General features: G+C 56.3%; 20 protein-coding genes. 9 read left to right on the top strand and 11 right to left on the bottom strand.

What is annotated here, in order from left to right:
• Nucleotides 1-38 precede the first annotated feature (38 nt).
• The 6 genes from cueR to F1E05_RS06350 all read left to right on the top strand — a co-directional run bounded on the left by cueR (nt 39) and on the right by F1E05_RS06350 (nt 5,896).
• Nucleotides 39-440, top strand: a complete 402-nt coding sequence (gene cueR, locus F1E05_RS06330; RefSeq protein WP_150047491.1) for a Cu(I)-responsive transcriptional regulator — start codon at nt 39-41, stop codon at nt 438-440.
• 142 nt (nt 441-582) lie between these two features.
• A complete protein-coding gene (locus F1E05_RS20210) occupies nt 583-798 on the top strand; it encodes a hypothetical protein (RefSeq protein ID WP_190303265.1) in 216 nt (71 codons plus the stop codon).
• Between the two features lie 173 nt (nt 799-971).
• Nucleotides 972-1,127, top strand: a complete 156-nt coding sequence (locus tag F1E05_RS20535) for a hypothetical protein (protein WP_232056799.1) — start codon at nt 972-974, stop codon at nt 1,125-1,127.
• Entirely contained in the window at nt 1,120-1,770 is a 651-nt protein-coding gene (locus tag F1E05_RS06340) for a phage tail protein (protein WP_150047492.1), read from the top strand. Before F1E05_RS20535 ends, F1E05_RS06340 begins: the two co-directional genes overlap by 8 nt.
• 272 nt (nt 1,771-2,042) lie before the next feature.
• Nucleotides 2,043-4,544 carry a DUF2339 domain-containing protein gene (locus F1E05_RS06345; protein ID WP_150047493.1) on the top strand — a complete coding sequence of 834 codons (2,502 nt, stop codon included), beginning with the start codon at nt 2,043-2,045 and terminating at the stop codon, nt 4,542-4,544.
• Complete coding sequence (locus F1E05_RS06350; protein ID WP_150047494.1) at nt 4,541-5,896, top strand: DUF3999 family protein; 1,356 nt, start codon at nt 4,541-4,543, stop codon at nt 5,894-5,896. The genes F1E05_RS06345 and F1E05_RS06350 overlap by 4 nt, the downstream gene beginning before the upstream one ends.
• 14 nt (nt 5,897-5,910) lie before the next feature.
• On the opposite strand, the gene ylqF is transcribed toward F1E05_RS06350, so the two are convergent.
• Nucleotides 5,911-6,825: a ribosome biogenesis GTPase YlqF gene (gene ylqF / locus F1E05_RS06355; RefSeq protein WP_150047495.1), complete on the bottom strand. Its 915-nt coding sequence runs from the start codon at nt 6,823-6,825 to the stop codon at nt 5,911-5,913.
• Between the two features lie 172 nt (nt 6,826-6,997).
• Between ylqF and F1E05_RS06360 the strand changes: the two genes are divergently transcribed.
• From F1E05_RS06360 to F1E05_RS06370, 3 genes are all read left to right on the top strand, one after another.
• Complete coding sequence (locus tag F1E05_RS06360; RefSeq protein WP_232056800.1) at nt 6,998-7,966, top strand: PDC sensor domain-containing protein; 969 nt, start codon at nt 6,998-7,000, stop codon at nt 7,964-7,966.
• A 48-nt stretch (nt 7,967-8,014) separates the two neighbouring features.
• Nucleotides 8,015-8,554: a C40 family peptidase gene (locus tag F1E05_RS06365; RefSeq protein ID WP_150047496.1), complete on the top strand. Its 540-nt coding sequence runs from the start codon at nt 8,015-8,017 to the stop codon at nt 8,552-8,554.
• A 176-nt stretch (nt 8,555-8,730) separates the two neighbouring features.
• Nucleotides 8,731-12,036 carry a bifunctional diguanylate cyclase/phosphodiesterase gene (locus F1E05_RS06370; protein ID WP_232056801.1) on the top strand — a complete coding sequence of 1,102 codons (3,306 nt, stop codon included), beginning with the start codon at nt 8,731-8,733 and terminating at the stop codon, nt 12,034-12,036.
• Between the two features lie 145 nt (nt 12,037-12,181).
• On the opposite strand, the gene trpC is transcribed toward F1E05_RS06370, so the two are convergent.
• The 10 genes from trpC to pstB all read right to left on the bottom strand — a co-directional run bounded on the left by trpC (nt 12,182) and on the right by pstB (nt 19,018).
• Nucleotides 12,182-12,979: an indole-3-glycerol phosphate synthase TrpC gene (trpC, locus tag F1E05_RS06375; protein ID WP_150047498.1), complete on the bottom strand. Its 798-nt coding sequence runs from the start codon at nt 12,977-12,979 to the stop codon at nt 12,182-12,184.
• A gap of 32 nt (nt 12,980-13,011) precedes the next feature.
• Nucleotides 13,012-13,242, bottom strand: a complete 231-nt coding sequence (gene brnA, locus F1E05_RS06380) for a type II toxin-antitoxin system BrnA family antitoxin (RefSeq protein WP_150047499.1) — start codon at nt 13,240-13,242, stop codon at nt 13,012-13,014.
• Nucleotides 13,232-13,495 carry a BrnT family toxin gene (locus tag F1E05_RS06385; protein ID WP_150047500.1) on the bottom strand — a complete coding sequence of 88 codons (264 nt, stop codon included), beginning with the start codon at nt 13,493-13,495 and terminating at the stop codon, nt 13,232-13,234. The genes brnA and F1E05_RS06385 overlap by 11 nt, the downstream gene beginning before the upstream one ends.
• A 63-nt stretch (nt 13,496-13,558) precedes the next feature.
• Complete coding sequence (gene trpD / locus F1E05_RS06390; RefSeq protein WP_150047501.1) at nt 13,559-14,566, bottom strand: anthranilate phosphoribosyltransferase; 1,008 nt, start codon at nt 14,564-14,566, stop codon at nt 13,559-13,561.
• A gap of 31 nt (nt 14,567-14,597) precedes the next feature.
• Nucleotides 14,598-15,056, bottom strand: coding sequence for a DUF411 domain-containing protein (locus F1E05_RS06395; RefSeq protein ID WP_150047502.1), 459 nt, complete (start codon nt 15,054-15,056; stop codon nt 14,598-14,600).
• A gap of 66 nt (nt 15,057-15,122) precedes the next feature.
• Complete coding sequence (locus F1E05_RS06400; protein WP_150047503.1) at nt 15,123-15,542, bottom strand: secondary thiamine-phosphate synthase enzyme YjbQ; 420 nt, start codon at nt 15,540-15,542, stop codon at nt 15,123-15,125.
• Nucleotides 15,543-15,817: 275 nt separating this feature from the next.
• A complete protein-coding gene (locus F1E05_RS06405) occupies nt 15,818-16,831 on the bottom strand; it encodes an IS630 family transposase (protein ID WP_150047504.1) in 1,014 nt (337 codons plus the stop codon).
• A gap of 65 nt (nt 16,832-16,896) precedes the next feature.
• Nucleotides 16,897-17,436 (bottom strand): GNAT family N-acetyltransferase, encoded by a 540-nt coding sequence (locus F1E05_RS06410; RefSeq protein WP_232056802.1) that lies wholly within the window; start codon nt 17,434-17,436, stop codon nt 16,897-16,899.
• 13 nt (nt 17,437-17,449) lie between these two features.
• The gene (gene phoU / locus F1E05_RS06415; protein WP_150047505.1) at nt 17,450-18,172 is read right to left on the bottom strand and encodes a phosphate signaling complex protein PhoU; all 723 of its coding nucleotides are present in this window, start codon (nt 18,170-18,172) and stop codon (nt 17,450-17,452) included.
• A gap of 12 nt (nt 18,173-18,184) precedes the next feature.
• Complete coding sequence (pstB, locus tag F1E05_RS06420) at nt 18,185-19,018, bottom strand: phosphate ABC transporter ATP-binding protein PstB (RefSeq protein ID WP_150047506.1); 834 nt, start codon at nt 19,016-19,018, stop codon at nt 18,185-18,187.
• Between the last annotated feature and the right edge of the window lie 13 nt (nt 19,019-19,031).

The following is a 19,031-nucleotide window of genomic DNA, read 5'->3' on the forward strand; positions in this document are numbered from 1 at the left end:
CCCGCAACACGGTGTCCATCTGTGTTGGAGAACGATCGATGAATATCAGCCAAGCCGCGAAAATGACCGGCGTATCCGCCAAAATGATTCGTCACTACGAAAGTATCGGATTGATCAAAAAAAGCGTGCGCACGGTATCGGGCTACCGGACCTACAACGACACCGATTTGCAGGTGTTGCGGATGATCAAACGAGCGCGGGGCCTGGGATTTTCGCTGGAGCAAATCCGCGATCTGGTCTCGCTGTGGCAAGACCCGGCACGGGCCAGCGCCGACGTCAAAGCGCTGGCCCAATCCCATGTCGACGATTTAAACCAACGCATCGCCGAATTGACTGAAATGCGCGACATTCTGGCCCGGCTGGCGCAAACGTGTAGCGGCGACAATAAACCGGATTGTCCGATTATCGAGACCTTGGTACTCGGCCAGCAGCTGGTTTAAAGCTAATCAATCCCTAGCATCTGGTTTTGTCCGGTAAAACAATCGGGTCAATCATATTTACTCGGGTGAAAAAAAAGACGTACCGGTCACCGTTGCCGAGACACATGCTCGATCTGCATCCGGCATCCAGGTCCGATGGATTGTGTTGTATGCCGAGGTAGCGCGCTTCGATGCCGTCGACCGCAGCTGGCAGTGTGGTTTTTTGCAGACAATGCGTTCCTTGCCTTGGGTGCCGGGGAACAATGCGCACCGCAAAGAGGCATTGGCCGTTCCGCCGATTACTGACGGCCTGTTGGGCAGCGCAGTCAGAGATTCGACGATCCGCAATTTGGCTAGTTTCCGTTCCGTCAGCGACTGAAAGCGTTCGGTGAGATTTTTCAGTAAATGGGGGGTGTACTATCTCTGTCCATGATGGCCGCCTCACTTGTCCGGTTGACACACATGCAGGGCTAGGAACGTTGTACCCGATAGGTTTATTCGGCCGGTGTGGGTTCAGCGGCTGACCTGCGAGCATTTCCTTCAAAATCTTCTATGCTGATCACAGTAATGACGGTGCCGGCCCAGCCTGCTCGTCCTTACTCACGCCGCCGAATCGTATCACTGCAAATCAAGGCCGGAAAAACTTCGGTCATCCTGCGATACGGTGTATTCCAATTTTTGCCAGACGAGGAAAACAAAAATGAATAAACGTTCTGCCCGTTTACTATTCGCACTCGCAGCAGCGCTTCCGGCTCAGGCCTTTGCTTGCGGATCGGAGCCTTTCATCGGAGAGATTTGTCTCTTCCCTTATCAATACTGCCCCACCGGCTATACGGAGGCAAACGGGCAATTGTTGCCTATCAACGCCAATAGCGCGCTGTTTTCTTTGGTAGGCACCACATTCGGCGGCGACGGCAGAACGAATTTCGGGGTACCTGATTTGCGCGGACGCGCGCCGGTAGGATTCGGTACCGGTAACGGGCTTGCGCCGTTAGTCATCGGGCAAGCGGGCGGGGTGCAGTCGGTTACCTTGACGCAGGCGCAAATGCCGACGCACCAGCATACTGCGACGACCACCGTGGACGCGACCTCGTCGGTTAATGTCGTCAGCGCGGCCGGGAATGCCTCTACCCCGGTCGGCAAAGTGATCGCGTCTTCATCCAGCCGCGATAATCAATATTCCGACGCCGCGCCCACCGATAAAATGGCGGCGGGTGCGGTGACAACGACTGCGAACGCAAACACCACCGTCGGTGCGGCGGGCAGCAGCCAGCCGGTTGCAACCCAGTCGCCTTACCTGGCGTTGAGATACTGTATTGCTGTGCAAGGCCTATATCCTTCCCGGCCCTAGGCTGCTATCGGGAGGGGGCCGTCCGTAAAGACTTGATTCGTGGCAGATGCCGCTTTCATCGGCGTCTGCCGGCGGGCTGTTCACGACGGTCATGCGTTGTGCCGATGCGCACTCGCGCTACGGACGGGCTTTACTCCGGAGAAACAGGCTCTTAACCGGTTTGAACCGAATTCGGTCCAGCGGGGCTTCGCGGTTGGCCGAACTGCGGTTTTTCCGTGCAATGCACGCGCTGGCTTGCATGGCGGGTATGCATAATTTTATTTAGTATGAGGATGGCTGTGGACGACTTGATCGGTTTCGGGGTGTTTTGCTTGGTTGTAGGCCCTTTAATCGTCATCGCTCTGCTGTTCGTACTGTTATCGCGGCAGGCCCGTTATCAACAAGACCTCAGCCGTGCCTTGCAAAATCTACAACACGCTGTAGCGGCGCTGAACCAGGCCGACCCGCCGCTTGGCATTGGTCAAGCGACGAGCGACAAAACTGCTCGCTCAACCGCGACGGCGTCCGATATGGAGACGCTAGCGGCCTCGGAAGTTGCCACGGTTACGGTTGACGCGCTGCCCGAGCCTGAACGGCAAACCGAAGCCGAACCGGAAAAACAAGCAAGCGTGGACGCCTGGGACTCGGTCGGCGAGCCCGCTCCGCCCAGCGATTTCGAATTGGCCGCCAAACGGATTCTGCAGGAAGTTTGGAACTGGATCGTGGTCGGCGAAGGCCACAGGCCGGCAGGCGTGTCCATGGAATATGCCATCGCCAGCAATTGGTTACTGCGGATAGGCGTGTTGATTCTGGTAACCGGTATCGGTTTTTTCTTGAAGTATTCAATCGATAACGGCTTGCTGGGCGAACAAGCTCGAGTCGCCTTGTCGGTGTTGACCGGCGTGGGCATGATAGTGGCCGGGGTTAGAGTTCTGGGCGGCCAATACCATTTGTTCGCCTTGGGCCTATTGGGCGGCGGGATTGCCGTATTGTATTTTGCGGTGTTTGCCGCTTACGCGTTTTATCACTTGTTGCCCGTCTATCCGACATTCGCGCTGATGATAGCGGTAACCGGCTGCGCCGCGACCTTGGCGGTGCGGTTGGATGCGATGTTGGTCGCCGTATTCGCCATCCTCGGCGGCTACGCTACCCCTATTTTGCTGTCTACCGGCCAAGTCAATTTCATCGGCCTCTATAGCTATATGCTGTTGTTAGGCTGCGGCATTTTGGCCATCAATGCTTACAAGCATTGGCATTTGCTGAATTTCCTCAGTTTCGTTTGCCACTATTTGCTGTTTTTCGGCAGCTTGCAGGCTTATCAATCCGGCTATTTTTGGCAGGTTTTTCCGTTCCTGCTCGGATTTTTCGCGCTGTATTCGACCATGGTGATTTTGTTCTGCCTGGTCAACCGCAGCCCGTCCAGCCTGTTGGATCTATTGGCGTTGCTGTTAAATGCCGCGATATTTTTCGCGACGGCGGCGGGCTTGATTAGCCGGGATTTTCCGCAGATTTGGTTGGCGTTGCTAAGCGCAACGCTGGCCGGATTTTACCTGGCCCACGCTTACTATTGTTTGGTGCGGCGTATCGCAGACAAAGCCCTGTTACTCAGTTTTATCGGCTTGGCGGCCTTCTTTCTGACCGTAACCTTGCCTTTGCTATTGTCCGCACAATGGCTGACCGCCTGTTGGGCGCTGCAAGCGGCGCTGATGCTGTGGTTGTCCGGAAAACTGCGTAGCGCCTTTTTACAACAGCTGGCTTATGCCGTGTATGCGCTGGTCGTGCTTCGCTATTGTTTCCTCGATTTGCCGGCGCAATACGCCCAGGCTTTCGATCGCCAACAATCGCTGGCTGGCTTCGTTTGGGGCTTGCTGCAACGGGCGATCAGTTTGGGCATTCCGATTGCCGCGTTGGCTGTCGCCTATCGTCTGACCGAACGGCCGGCACAAGCCGGCGACATGGCCTGTCCGCCGAATACCGACGTGGCGATGTATCTGCAGCGGAACGGCTTGATGCGGGCGATTGTCGTGCTGGGGTGCGGCATTGTGTTTGTGGCGTTGCAATTGGAATTACACCGCAGCTTCGGGTATTTGTATCCGCCGCTGCAATTGCCGATGCTGACCTTGGTTTGGTTAGCAGCGGCTTGGCTGTTGTTGCTGTTTTACCAGCGTAGCGCTTTTGCCGGTTTGTTGACGGTACTGGCTTGGTTGCTGGGCGGATTGGCGTTGAAATTGCTGTTTGTCGATTTGCCTTCCTGGCAGTTGACCTTGGCGCCGATCGCGGTCGGCGACGGGGTTTGGACCTTACGCTACGCCGGGGCGTATTCGTTTCAACTGTTCTTGATGCGTTTGCTGGATTTTACCGCCGTTATCGCTTTTCTGGGTTTGGCCTGCAAACGTTTGCAGGGCGCCGCGGAACAAGGCGAACTACGCAAGTGGTTGGCCTGGAGCGCGTTGCTGTTGCTGTTCGTCAGCAGCAGTTTGGAAGTCAATTCCCTGTTGTATCACTTCGTGCCGGGACTGCGTTCCGGCGGGGTATCGATACTATGGTCCGCCTTCGCACTGGCCTCGGTGTTTAGCGGCATCAAGCTCAGGGTGGCCGCGTTGCGTTGGACCGGGCTGGCCTTGTTCGCCTTGGTGGCCTGGAAAGTATTTTTTATCGATCTGGCCAGACTCGAACAACTGTATAGAATCGTCGCGTTCATTCTGTTGGGTTTGCTGGCTTTGGGCGGCGCCTTTTTCTATATGCGCTATCAGCAAAGTTTTACCGGGCATCGGGACGAAGGGCGTCAGCAATGAAATTTCAGTGGCTATGGTGGGTATTGATGGGATGGATGCAGCTTGCCGACGCCGGCGGGCAGCGCTTTAGCCGCGAGGTCGTCGTCCCGCCGGGCCAAAAGCAAGCCCTGATGGCTGTGCCCCTGGACCCGGCGGTGTATAAAGCCAGTGCCGACGACTTTCGCGACTTGGTGTTGCTCGATGAGCAAAATGCAGAGACGCCGTTTGCCTTGCAAAAAATCGCCAGCCATAAAACCCAAACCCAACGCTATGCGCTGGAAAGCGGGCCGCCGAGTTTACAGACCGATGCCGCCGGCGGCATTGCCGTGACGGTGGAATTAAAAACCGAGAACCTTTTCGCCGACGGTTTGACCCTGAAAACCGCGCAGCACGATTTCGAATACGCCATACGGGTGGAAGGCTCGGACGACGGCCGGCAATGGCAGCCTTTGCTGGCCGATGCCAGGATTTTCGATTACGCGCGCTACATGGCTGTCGCCAAGCGCGACGTTGCATTGCCGGCCAACCGCTATAAGTTTCTGCGCATAGGGGTAGATAGGGCCAGCCAAGCCCGGACGGCCGCGCTGAGCGAATTAACCCGCACCTTGCGCGGGGACCAAGAATTGCAACGCGACGAAAAAGTCAGCCTGATCGAACACGCTTTGCATATCGACGGGGTGGAATTGTGGCGCGAGCAAACGGTAAGCGTGCCGGATCAATTGCAAACTTTCGACTATCAGAGCGACGCGATCACTATCCGGCACGACGCCGACAACAAATTGACCTTGGTGGACGTGGTCAGCGGTCGGCAACCTTTGGCCGGCTTGGAGCCGGCGATCTCGACGCCGAATTTCAGCCGTAGCGCCCGAGTGCTGGTAAACGTGCCGCAAGGGGTGGACGCCGGGTTCCGGGAAATCGCCAGCGGCCGCTTGGAAGCCATCCGTTTTCAGGACATCGAGCAAGTCAATACGCATTTGGCTTTTGCCGAACAGCGCCGCAGCGTTTATCGCATCGTCATCGAAGACCGGGATAACCCGCCTTTGCAGATAGCCGGGGTAACCGGGACCGGGCCGGGCTATCAGCTGGTGTTCATCTATCAGCCGGACAAACGCTATCGTTTGCTGTACGGCGCCAAATTAGAGGCCGCGCCGCGTTACGACATAGAGCCGATAGTGCAGCTGCAGCGCCAAGGTTACCGGGCCGAGCCGGCCGGTTTGGGGGCGGAAACCGAAATCAGAGCGGCCGATACCGGTTTGGATATGGTTGGCTTGTTGAATAGCAATGGGTTTCTAGGCCTGGTGATTGTGCTGATGGTCTTGGTGTTGGGCTGGAGTTTGTACCAAGTCGGCAAGCGCACTAACGAGATGCCTTAGCAGTGTCGGCCTTGTCACTGCGCTTTACCGCCGTGGGTCCCGGCCGCTTTCTTCGCGGCTTTTGCGGCGCGCATGGCCGCCAATTCCTGTAATTCGCTTGCCAGCATGTCCGGCGTTTCCAGGCTGATTTGGCCGAGTGTGCCGGCTCTCAGTTCGGTCAGAAACAGTTTCGCCGCCTTGTCCAGCTCCACCACGCCGCCGGCGCGCAGGCAGCCGCGCTTTTTGCCGATGAGCGCCAGCGCCTGCATCGCGTCTGCCGGTAACGCATCCAGCCGGTATCGGGCTATCAGCAGATCCGGGTAGGCGCGCAACAGATAGTCCAGCCCGAATATGGCGATGTCTTCATGCTGAAACGCCGTATCTTTAATGGCGCCGGTCACCGCCAAGCGGTAACCGCTGTAACGGTTTTCCAGGTTGGGCCACAGCACGCCCGGCGTGTCCGACAACACGATGTTGTTCTTCAGCTGGATGCGTTGTTGTTGCTTAGTAACGGCCGGTTCGTTGCCGGTTTTGGCGATTGCGCGTCCGGCCAGGCTATTGATGATGGTGGATTTGCCGACGTTGGGAATGCCCATGATCATGCTGCGCACCACTTTGCCGGCGGCGGTTTTTTCCGGCAGCATTTTGCTGCACAAGTCCAGAATCTGTTTGACTTTATCGGCCTGCTGGCCGGATAGGGCCAGGGTCTTGACCGCCATTTCCTTTTCCATGAAGGCTTGCCATTGCCGGGTGACGGCGGCATCGGCCAAGTCGGCTTTGTTCAATACGCGTATGGTCGGCTTGTCGCCGCGCAGTTGGTCCAGCATCGGGTTTTGACTGCTGTAGGGGATGCGGGCGTCCAATACTTCGATCAGCAAATCGATGTCCGGTAGGGTTTGTTTGATTTCCTTGCTGGCCTTGTGCATGTGACCGGGATACCACTGAATCATTGTGTTTCTCGCAAGCGGGTCGTGATTGCGCCATTTTACCGGGAATGCGTTGGTCTCTTGCGCCACTCCGGTGCAAAAACTCCGGGCTTATCGGAAAATCGTAGGTTTGCCGGCGTTGCGGCATAATTACTGCTTGAATTTCAACTCTTCTATCGGAAATTGGAAATCCCTGATGCTGCAAATGAGCCCCATCGTCGTTATCGAGTTGTACGAGGAACATCGCCTGGCCATTCAACGGTTATTGTTGTCGATCTTGACGTGTTTCGCCGATGAACGATTATTCGAACAAACGCCGGAGCAACTGCGAGAAACGCTGAATTCCCTGTGCGAATACTATCCGTGCGTGAGCTTGTTGTATTTGCTGGACCCGGACGGGGTGCAAATCAACGGCAACATTGCCGGACACAACTACCCGCAGCACGCCGGCTTGGGCATGGGGGCGGACCGCAGTCAGCGGCCTTATTTTGCCGCCGTGCAAAAAAGCCGGACGGCCGTAATCACCGAGCCTTATTTGTCCAGCATCAAGAACGAACTGTGCGTGTCGGTTTGTGGTCCGGTTTGCAACAAAGACGGTGCCGTGCGCGGCTATGTCGTCTTGGACATCGATCTGCCTGCGATGCTGAGTTTTCTGACCGGCGAGCGCAAAAGGCGCCACTTCGAGCCGGGTTTTAAGCTGATCTATACCTTGATAGTCCTGGGTTTGTTCACCGTGTCGCTGATCTTGTTGTTTGCGGCGGGACAAGAATGTATTGAGGTGTTGCAAACCGCGGCTCTCAAACAAGAAGCCAAGCTGATTCCGTTCAGCGTGGTGATTTACTTGACCTTGGCCTTGGCCATCTTCGATTTGGGCAAAACCACCTTCGAAGAAGAAGTCTTGCTGTACAAGGACATCATGAAACACAGCTCCACGCGGCGGACCATTACCCGTTTTATCGGGGCCATCATCATCGCCTTGTCGATCGAAGCCCTGTTGATGATTTTCAAAGCGGCGCTACAAGGTAGTGCCGGTCAATATATCGTCGAGGCGGTCTGGGTGGTATTGGCAGCGGCTTTGTTGCTATTGAGCTTGGGCGTCTACGTGTTCTTAGGCGCCAAGGCGGAAGTGATGCTGATCAATCAGAAGCAGCGTAAGCGTCAATAAGGTAAATCGCGTTATACTTGAAGCGTTTGCTTTCATCGTTCAGGGTTCATGCAGTCGTCATTCTGCCGTTGGTTCGGATTAGCCTCGCTGGTTTTGCTGCTGTTGTCCGGTTGTTCCGGTACCGACAAAAAGCCGCCTGTTTCCGATTATCAGCCTAGCGGTCCGGGCAATACTCAGGCCGCCCGCGATGCTTTGCAGTTGCAAGGCCGTCCCTACGTTTACGGCGGTCAATCGCCGGAGGTAGGTTTCGATTGCAGCGGTTTGGTCGCTTACGTTTATCGGCGGCAGGGGTTGAAACTGCCGCGCACCACCGAATCCTTGGCCTACTTTCTGCCTGCCGTCCCCCCCGATCAGCGCTTGCCCGGAGACTTGCTGTTTTTCAATACCGGTAAACCGTTTTCCCACGTCGGTATTTATGTCGGCGGCGACAACTTCGTGCATGCGCCCAGCGAACGTACCGGCCGGGTCATGCTTTCCAACCTGCATCAGCCTTATTGGCGGGAGAGGTTCATCGGCGTTCGCCGCCCCGGCGCGACGCAACCATTGTCGTTGAATAGTCGGCAGGCGGACGTTTGTCTGCTGAATTGATTTGCCGTCTGAGCCGTTGGATGAAGCGTTGTCGCCTAACGCCCGGCCGATTGCAATGCGTTCAATTGCAGGCGTGCCGGCGTTGGGCTAAGCGCCGGCTGTTTTGCGCTGTTTGACGGTCCGCCCTTAGCCGTCGAATCGAGCCGATGCGTTCCATGCTTGCAAAACGAACCACCGTGCTAACCAGTCCTCAAAAAAAAGCCTTACCCCAAGCCCCTTCGTTCACCCAAACCTTGGTCGTCAATGTGGTGGCGGTAGTAGCGGTGTTAGGTTTGGGGCTGTTGCTCGCCATGATGTTTCAGGGGGCGGCCGGAACCGAGCAGGCGAGCCGGCGGGAGCTGGAAGAAACCCTGGATCGAGCGACCGAGCGATTGCGAATTTTGGTGCGCGCCGCGGAAATGACCGCGGAATCGGCCGAACGTGCCGCTCGTTATCCGGAGCTGACGGCTTCATCCATGCGTGCCATGCTGGAGCATTCGTTGGCCGCGTTCGAACAACGTCCGGAACTGAGCTACCTGGGGGCGGTTTTGCCCGCTAACGGAGAATACGGCACATTGCAGCGTATCGAAAGCGGCGACTTGCTGCTTTGGTGGTTTCCGAGCCGTGACAGCGGCCGGCTCACTCAAGTTTATCGCTTGGCCGCGCGCGGCTTCGAGCTGAGCGAGCAGCTAGCCACGCATGATTACGATCCGCGCAATCAACCGTTTTACCAAGCGGCATTGAATAGTCCTAGTGGAGAAACCTGGCTGCCGGCGTATCGGTGGATTATCCATGCCGGCAGCTTGGAGCCCCTGTGGGGCATCACCTATGCAAAAGCGCTGCGCGATCCTGCCGGCAAGTTGATTTGCGTCTTGGATGCGGATTTGGACTTGCCGGCACTCAACCGGTTTTTATCGCCTTTATCGGCGGAATACCGGTCGCATTTTCAAATCGTGGAATTGGGGGAGACGCCGCGTTTGATAGGCGGGAAACACGTCGGGCGCACACCACTGCCCGTGCCGCCGGAGCTGGCGCCGCTGTTGGCGTTTTCCGGCGAGGTGTTTGTGGACAGAATGCAGATAGAGGCGGAAACGCGTTGGGTTGCAGCCAGGCGGCTGGCGCTCAAGGGCGGCTCTTCTTGGCTGGTGGTGGCATCGCGGCAAATCCCGTTTATCGAAAGTGCGATGCGCCGACAGCTGTATCAGGTGGCGGCGATAGGCGTGGTCATGGTAGTCGGTTTGGTGATGGTGTCGATTCGCATCACCCGCCGCTTCGGCAAGCCGCTTGCGGAACTGGAACTGCGCGTTGCGGGGATAGGCAGACGAGAGTTGCAGGCGCCCGTCGCGGCGGCTACCTTTTCCGCCAACGATTTTCGGGAAACCCAGCTTCTCGGCGAAGCCTTGGACCGGATGGCGCTGGCGGTCAGCCAATTGCTTGAAGCGCAAGAACAGGCCGCAACCTCCCTGGCACTGAAAGGCGCCGTCTTCGACTCGACCAATACCGCGATTATCAGTGTCGATTCGGAGTTAGCCATCGTCGAATGGAACGCCGCCGCGGAGCGTTTGTTCGGCCGGGCGCGCAACGGCGTGTTAGGCCGTTCGGTTACCGAAATCGTCATGGCCCCCGAGGGGACGGCCGATTGGCCGGCCATTTTGGCGAGCGACGGCAGTGCGGCGTTTCGTTTTGTCGGCGTATCGGGAGCGTTCGACGCCGAGCTGCGCTTGTTGGCCTTCAAGCAAGACGGCCGGGAAATTTGCACGCTGTTTTTGAACGACGTGTCGGAGCGCAAGCGCGCCAACGCAGCCTTACAAGAAAGCTTAAACCGCTTTCACGCGGCGGCCCGTGCCACCGGCGACGTCATCTGGGATTGGGATCTGCTCGCAAACCGGATATGGTGGAACGAGAATTTTCAACTGCTGTTCGGCTATAGCGCCGAAGAGATTGGATGCGACATCGAATTCTGGACGACTCGTATACACCCGGAAGACCGCGAGCGGGTAGTCGAACATATCTACGCGGTACTCGCCGCGGACGAGGAAAATTGGCTGGAGGAATACCGCTTTCAGCGTAAAGACGGCAGTTGGGCGGATGTGTACGATAGAGGCCACGTATTGCGTGACGCTGGCGGGCGCGGTATCCGCATGATAGGCGCCATCCAGGATATTACCGAGCGTAAGCGTGCGGAACAACGCATTCATTATCTGGCGACCCACGATGGTCTGACCGGACTGCCGAACCGGGAATTGCTGCAAGACCGCATGGCTCAATCCGTCGCCCAGGCGCGCCGATCCGGACAGCAGTTGGCCTTGTTGTACATCGACTTGGATAGGTTCAAAGTGGTTAACGACGGTTACGGGCATCCTTTCGGCGATGCGGTGTTGCAGGCCGTAGCCGCAAGGCTGAGTTCGCTGGTGCGGGAGGGCGATACGGTTTCCCGCCAGGGCGGCGACGAATTTCTGGTTTTGTTGGCGAATATAGGCAGTGCCGGCGACGCTTACCGGGTTGCGCAAAAGATCGTGCGCAGCCTGGATTGCCCGCTCGATTTGCAAAGTCGGCAGATCCATCTGTCGGCCAGCATAGGCGTCAGCGTCTTTCCCGAAGATGGCGAAACCGCCGAGCAATTGATTGACAACGCCGATGTGGCCATGTATCGCGCCAAGGAATTAGGCCGAAACACCTGTAAAATCTTTACCCGGGAAATGAGCGAGGAAACCTTGCGCAGGGTGGATTTGGAAACCCGGCTGCGTGGCGCGCAAGCGGCCGGCCAACTGCAGTTGTTCTACCAGCCCAAGGTGTGTTTGCAATCAGGGCGGATTACCGGCTGCGAGGCTTTGCTGCGTTGGCGGCATCCCGAGCTAGGCATGGTTTCGCCGTCCGATTTCATTCCGATAGCCGAAGACTCCGGTTTGATCGTGCCTATCGGCGATTGGGTGCTCAGGCAGGCGTGCTCGCAAGTCAAGACCTGGACCGAAGCCGGCTTGCCGCCGGTGTGCGTAGCGGTGAACGTGTCCACTCGGCAATTTCTGCAGCAAGATGTCGTTGCTTGGGTGTTGCGGACACTGGCGGAAACCGGCTTGCCGCCGGCTCAGCTGGAATTGGAGCTGACCGAAAGCCTGGTTGCCCAAGACGTTAATAAAGTGATAGAGAGTTTCAGCCGGCTGCGGGCGGCCGGGGTGAAATTGTCCATAGACGATTTCGGTACCGGTTACTCCAGTCTCGGTTATCTGAAACGGCTGCGGGCCCACACCCTGAAAATAGACCAGTCTTTCGTGCGTGACATGCTGACCGATCCGGAAGACGCCACCATTGTTTTGGCCGTCATCGCGTTGGCGCATAATCTGGAATACAAGGTTATCGCCGAGGGCGTGGAAACCGAACAACATTGCCGGTTTTTGCGGCAAAACGGTTGCGACGAGATCCAAGGATATGTGTTCAGCAAGCCCGTACCGGCCGAGGCATTTGCGGCGCTGCTCGGCAACGGTGCTTGCTTGAGTCAAGACTAGATTAGGGCGGTCTCGAACGGAAGGGACGCTAATCGTGCCTGCCCCCTGCCGTTGGCTGGGCGGAACCGCAGCCGCACGCCGGTTCGATTCCATCCTGCTTAGGGGGCTAGCGATGCGGTCGGCGCTCGCAGATACCCGGTCCCGCTTAAAAAAACAGCTCGCGCATTTTTTGCCCCGGCGACGGCGCGCGCATGAAGGCTTCGCCGACCAGAAAGGTGTAGATGCCGTTGTCCTGCATCAATTTGACGTCGGCCGGGGTATGGATGCCGCTTTCGGTGACGATCAATTTATCGGCCGGTATGGTGTTTTTCAGATCCAGCGTGGTTTGCAGCGAGACCTCGAAGCTGCGCAGATTGCGGTTATTGATGCCGATCATGTGGGTGTTCAGCTTCAATGCCCGCTCGAGTTCTGCGGCATCGTGTACTTCGACCAACACATCCAGCCCTAAGCCGGTGGCGGTGTCGGCCAATTCCTTCAGCATCGCGTCATCCAATGCCGCAACGATCAGCAGCACGCAATCGGCGCCCAGCGCCCGCGATTCGTGGATCTGGTAAGGATCGATCATGAAATCCTTGCGAATTGCCGGCAGCGGGCATTTGTCGCGCACCATCTGCAGATTGGCTTCCGAACCCTGGAAGAATTCCTTGTCGGTCAGCACAGACAAACAGGTCGCGCCGTTGAAAGCGTAATCGACCGCGATTTCGACCGGCTTGAAATCCTCCCGGATCACGCCCTGACTGGGCGAGGCCTTTTTGATTTCGGCGATGATCGCCGGTTTTTGCTGGTCGGCCTTGCTGCGCAAGGCTTGGTAAAAGCCGCGCGGGCCTTGCACGCTGCCGGCGATTTCCTGCAGCAACGCAATCGGCGTATTGCTCTTGCGGCGGGCGACTTCTTCGGTTTTTTTGGCGAGTATGGTTTTTAGGATGTCTGGTGTATCGGTCATTGTGCTTGTCTTGTGTGTTTTGTGTTCGATGCCTAATCCTGGGCAATCTTTTCCAGTCGCTCAGCGAGCCAGACTTTGATAATCGATTGCCGAGTCACGCCAAGTTTCCCGGCTTCGCGGTCCAGGGATTCGATCATCCAGGTTGGAAAATCGACATTGACCCGTTTTTGCTCTTGCAGTATCCGCTTCGCTTTTGAAACGTCTATAGCGGCGGTAATATCGACATCGTCATCAAACTGTTGCTCGAAATCTTTAGCTTTCATACAGTGCAATCTCCTCAGTGCGCGAGCGGCGAACGGAAATCAGTCGGATATTTTTTGATCGATAGGTAATTACTGCAGACCAATGTTTGCCCTTAATCTTGCCCATGACCAAGTACCGTGGCTCGTCTTCCGTTTTGGCAGGAATTTCCAGTAATCTTGGGTCTTTCCATAAAGCCTGAGCATCTACAAAGTCAATGCCGTGTTTTAGAAGATTGGTCCGGTTTTTCGTTTCATCGAACTCGAAAGTTATCATGGTATAAAAAATATACCGTTAAACAGCTAAAGGCAAATTGTCGATGGCTTGCCGACCTAAAGCTCAACCATAACCCACCAACGCCTCAAACTTACCCAACGCACTCCCATCCGCCAAAACCTGATGCGCCAGGCGAATGCCGGCTTCCAGCGAATCGGTCAGGTCGGCGGCGTAGATTGCCGCGCCGGCGTTCAGAGCGACGATGTCGCGGGCCGGGCCGGGCTGGTTGTTCAGCACGGCGCGGACTATGCTCAGGCTATCCGCCGGGCAGGTAATCGCCAGGGTTTTCAGGTGGGCGCGGCGCAAGCCGAATTGCTCCGGCGTCAGCGTGTAGCTGTCGATCACGCCGTCTTTGAGTTCGGCCACGTCGGTCGGCGCGGCGATGCTGATTTCGTCCAGGCCGTCCTGGGCGTGCACGACCAGCACGTGGCGACTGCCCAGGCGTTTCAACACTTCGGCCACCGGCAGCAGCCATTGTTTGTCGAACACGCCGATGAGCTGGTGCGGGGCATTGGCCGGATTGGACAGCGGGCCGATCAGGTTGAACAGCGTGCGCACCCCCATTTCCTTGCGGGCCTTAACGGTGTGGCGCACCGCGCTGTGGTGTTTGGCGGCGAATAAAAAACCGACGCCGATGTCGGCTACGCATTGCGCCACTTGTTCGGCCGGCAGGTCCAGATTGACCCCGGCCAGCTCCAGCAAGTCGGCGCTGCCGCAACAACTGGATACCGAACGGTTGCCGTGCTTGGCGACTTTGCCGCCGGCCGCCGCGACCACGAAAGCCGCGGTCGTCGAGATGTTGAAAGTGTTGGCGCCGTCGCCGCCGGTGCCGCAGGTATCGATGACGTGCTCGCCGCTGATCGGCACTTTATGCACCAATTCGCGCAACACGCCGACCGCCGCGGCGATTTCTTCCACCGTTTCGCCCTTGCAGCGCAAGGCGATCAAGAAAGCGGCGATTTGTGCATCGCTGAGTTCGCCGTTCATCATGGCCCGCATCGCGGTTTGCATTTGTGCGTCGCTTAAATCGCGGCGTTCCAGCAGTTGTTGCAAAATAGGTTGGATGAGCATGTCGATCGAACGTGGTGTTGCGGATGGGTTTTTATTGGCCGGCTTTGTGGTCGGCAAACACTTGGGTGTTGCCGGCGCTGTCGTAAGAAACGACTTCATAGTCGTCTTGTTTGCCGCCCATTTCCATGCCGGGGCTGCCCATGGGCATGCCGGGCGCGCTGATACCGGCGATTTTGGTTTTTTCGTTCAGCATTTTGCGGATGTCGGCGGCCGGAACGTGGCCTTCGACGAGGTAACCGTCTACTACCGCGGTATGGCAGGAAGCCAATTGTTCGGGCAGGCCGAGTTTTTGTTTGATTGCTTGCATGTCGTCGCTGACGATGTCTTTGACTTTGAAGCCGTTTTTGCTGACGTGCTCTATCCATTTACCGCAGCAGCCGCAGGTGGGGCTGCGGTATACCGTCATTTCCGTGACGGTTTCGTCGCTGTAGGCCGTTTGGGCGAGACCGGCAGCGCCCAGTAAGACGATTAATTGGCTTAGCCGCTTCATAGTTGCTTCCCCCGTGGTTGGTTTAGCCGCGTATTGTACGCCGCAGGTTCAGCGTTTGCACGGCAGCTATTCGCCGCTCAAGGTCAATACCAGCGAGCGGCTGCCGCCTCGGTTGCGGTATTCGCATAAATAAATGCCTTGCCAGATTCCCACATTCAAACGGCCGTTACTGATGGGCAGACTGAGGCTGCAGCCGAGCAGGCTGCTTTTCAGGTGTGCCGGCATGTCGTCCGAACCCTCGTCATCGTGCAAATAATAGGGCTGGTTTTCCGGCACCGCTTGGTTGAAATAACTTTCGAAGTCTTGACGTACGCTGGGGTCAGCGTTTTCGTTGATGGTCAATCCGGCCGAAGTGTGTTGAATAAACACATGCAACAAACCGACGTTAAGCGATTTAAGCTCGGGTAGATGGGACAGAATCTCCTCGGTGACCAGATGAAAGCCGCGGTTTCTGGGGTTTAGGCGTATTTGTTTCTGTATCCACATGGTAATAGGTAAAAGGAGTGGGGCAATCGTAAAGGATGCGCCACTGTAGCTTATTCGCTGGGGATGGAAAACCCGGCTGCTGCCTAGCCGGATGGCTTAAGGGCGGCCTAAAACCACTTGGAACCAAGCAGGCATGCTGCCCCATTCGCGCGAAGTGGGTCTTGGCCTGATCCGCATGCCGTACTTGACCGCCGGCAACAGGCAGCAACCTCTAGGGTTGTTGGTGTTTTGCCGCCACTACAATATTAATCGTCTCAAAAGTTTTCGCGCAGCACTTACCTAAAATCCATGGCATAGGCAGTATCCGTTAACCGGAAAAAGCTTCTGACCAGATCGATTTTTTGTTGAATGGCTTGCATTGTCGCGAAGATGACGGCTTCCATTTCTTGTTTGTTTCTAATGCTTCGTTTGCCTGCTTCAGCCTTGGCATGGTTCCAGACTTGTTCATCAGGATTCAACTCAGGCGAATAGGGCGGCAGAAAGGCCATCATGATTTGGCCCGCTTGTGTCTCCAAAAAGGCGCTGACTTTTTTGCTGTGGTGATATTTTGCGTTGTCGGCAATGATAAATACCGGGCAACCCGCGTCGTGACGTAGTTTCTGCAGGAAGGCAATGAAGGTGTCGGCGTTCATGGTGCCCTCAATGACGTCAAAATGGAGGTCGCCGCGAGCAGAAACAGCACTGATTAGCTTGAAGCCAAATCGCCCACCACTATTCCTGACAACCGGTGTTTCACCGATCTTGCCCCAGGTCGTACCTCGATGGGCATCGCTGCGAAAACTCGCTTCATCGACGAAATAAAGGCGTGCTCCATATCTTTTCGCTTCCGACACAGCTTCAGGGTAGGTTTTAGCAAGGTAAGCCTTCACTTTATCGGGGTCTTGCTTGTAAGCTTTGTACAGCGGACGTTGAGGGCTTAGGCCTAAGTGCCCCAGCAGGCGGCAAACCCCACTTTTCGACAGCCGTAGTCCCCGTTCTGTCTCCAGCAGCGCACGGATCGTGTTGGCTGTCCACAAGCAAAATGGCAACTTGTAATTTAAGGGGTTGCCCATGGTCACCGCGTCATAAAGCCATTTCAGGTCATCCGCTGTAACTTTCTTGGGGCGACCCTGCCGACTTTTTTCGGCCAATGCCGACCAGCCGCCCTGACGGTAGCGGGCCAACCACTCAAATACCGTTCGTTTCGGGATATTGAAGACACGCGCCACAAGTGTGATGGGCTCTTTCCGCACTACTACGGCTTCGACGACTTCTTTGCGCTTTTGGCTTCGTTTTTCTGCTCTCTCCATGCCGCCATTTTAACATGCTGCATGCGAGAACTTATGGGACGGTTAATAACAAAAGGACTAAATGATTAACCGGGCCTATCGGCCACGGTTTTCTCCAGCATTTCCAGGCTTAGTCCTTCGACTTTTGCGCGCCACAATTGCGGTTGCACGGGAAAGGGTTTGAAGGTTCCGGTGGCCCTGTAACCGCGCCGACGGTAGTAATCGATCAATTCGCTACGACACGGAATGACGAACATTAAAAAGCGTTGCAGCGGCCAAAGGTTTTGGGCTTGCGTTTCGGCGGCATGCAGCAGCCGTTTGCCGATGCCGCCGCCCTGTAACGGCGGACTGACGGCCAGCATGCCGATATGCACGTCGGCATCGACCCTTTGCAAATGCACGGAACCGACCGCGACGGCGCCGGCTTTACAGGCTATCAGCAAGGAGTCGGTTCGCTTCAGCAGACCGGACAATTCCGCGGCGTCGGTGCGCTTCCCGTCCAACAGATCGGCTTCGGTAGTCCAACCCGCGCGGCTGGATTCGCCGCGATAAGCCGAATTAATCAATTCCACCAAAGCCGGCACGTCGTCGAGGCAAGCCGGCGCGAACTGCAAATCGAAATCCACGAAGCCGACGGCTTTAACGGTCGGACGACTTGATGGTATGTTCCAACTCTTCGCGGCTCAGGTGGCGAACGTCTTTGCCCTTCACCATGTAGATCACGTGCTCGCACACGTTGCAGGAATGGTCGCCGATACGCTCCAGCGCACGGGCTGTCCACAGCATGTCTAGCGCGCGCGTGATGTTGCGCGGGTCTTCCATCATCTGGGTGATGAGCTGGCGGGTGATGCTGGTATATTCCCGGTCCACCTTGCTGTCTTGCGCGGTGATGGCGATCACTTCCTCGGTATCGGTACGGGCATAGGCGTCCAGGGCGCCGTTCAGCATTTCCTTGACCAATTCCAGCAAATGTTCGATTTCGTAATATTTATCCTGATAATAATCGCCGCTTTCCAGACGCATGGTCATTTTGGCGATACGGGCCGCTTCGTCGCCTATCCGCTCCAGATCGGTAATGATCTTGATCGTGGCGATCAGCATGCGCAGGTCGAATGCGGCCGGCTGGCGTTTGGCCATGATTTCGGTGCATTCGTGATCGATGTCTTTTTCCAGCGCATTGACCAATTGGTCTTGCTGTATGACTTTCTCGGCGCTTTCCATGTCGTAACTCATGAAGGCGTTGGTCGCCAAATCCACTTGTTGTTCGACCAAGCCGCCCATGGTCAACACTTTGTTGCGGATGTCTTCCATTTCCTTGTTGAACTGACGGGAAATGTGTTGGTTGATGATGGTGTTATCCATGTTGGCGTGCTCCTAGCCGTAACGGCCGGTGATGTAGTCTTCTGTTTGTTTTTTAGCCGGATTGGTGAACAATTCGCTGGTTTCGCCGAATTCGATCAACTCTCCCATATACATGAAGGCGGTGTAGTCGGACACCCGCGCCGCTTGTTGCATGTTATGGGTGACGATGACGATAGTGTATTTTTCTTTTAATTCGTCGATCAACTCCTCGATTTTCAAGGTCGAAATCGGGTCCAAAGCCGAAGCCGGCTCGTCCAGCAAAATCACTTCCGGTTCTATCGCTATCGCCCGGGCGATGACCAGACGTTGCTGCTGACCGCCGGACATGCCCAAGGCGTTGTCGTTCAAGCGGTTTTTCACCTCGTCCCACAACGCCGCGCCGCGCAGGGATTTTTCGACGATTTCATCCAACACCCGCCGGTCGTTGACGCCTTGGATACGCAAGCCGTAGGCGACGTTTTCGTAAATGGTCTTGGGGAAGGGGTTAGGCTTTTGAAACACCATGCCCACTCGGCGCCGCAGGGCGGCGACGTTGATGTTTTTATCGTAAATGTCTTCGCCGTCCAGCAGGATCTTGCCTTCTATCCGCACGCCGTCGACCAGGTCGTTCATGCGATTGATGCAGCGCAACAAGGTGGATTTACCGCAACCGCTGGGACCGATGTAGGCGGTCACTTTCTTGCGCGGCATGGTCATGGTGACCTTGTGCAAGGCTTGTTTGCTGCCGTAAAACAGATTCAGGTTCTCCACGCTGATGCAAGGGTCGAACGAATCTTTGCTGTCTTTATCCGCCCGGTTCAGCGCACTGATATCGATGGCGTGGGTTTTTCTTACTTCAGTTGTCATGTGATTAATCCGA

Source organism: Methylomonas rhizoryzae, from assembly GCF_008632455.1.
GTDB lineage: Bacteria > Pseudomonadota > Gammaproteobacteria > Methylococcales > Methylomonadaceae > Methylomonas > Methylomonas rhizoryzae.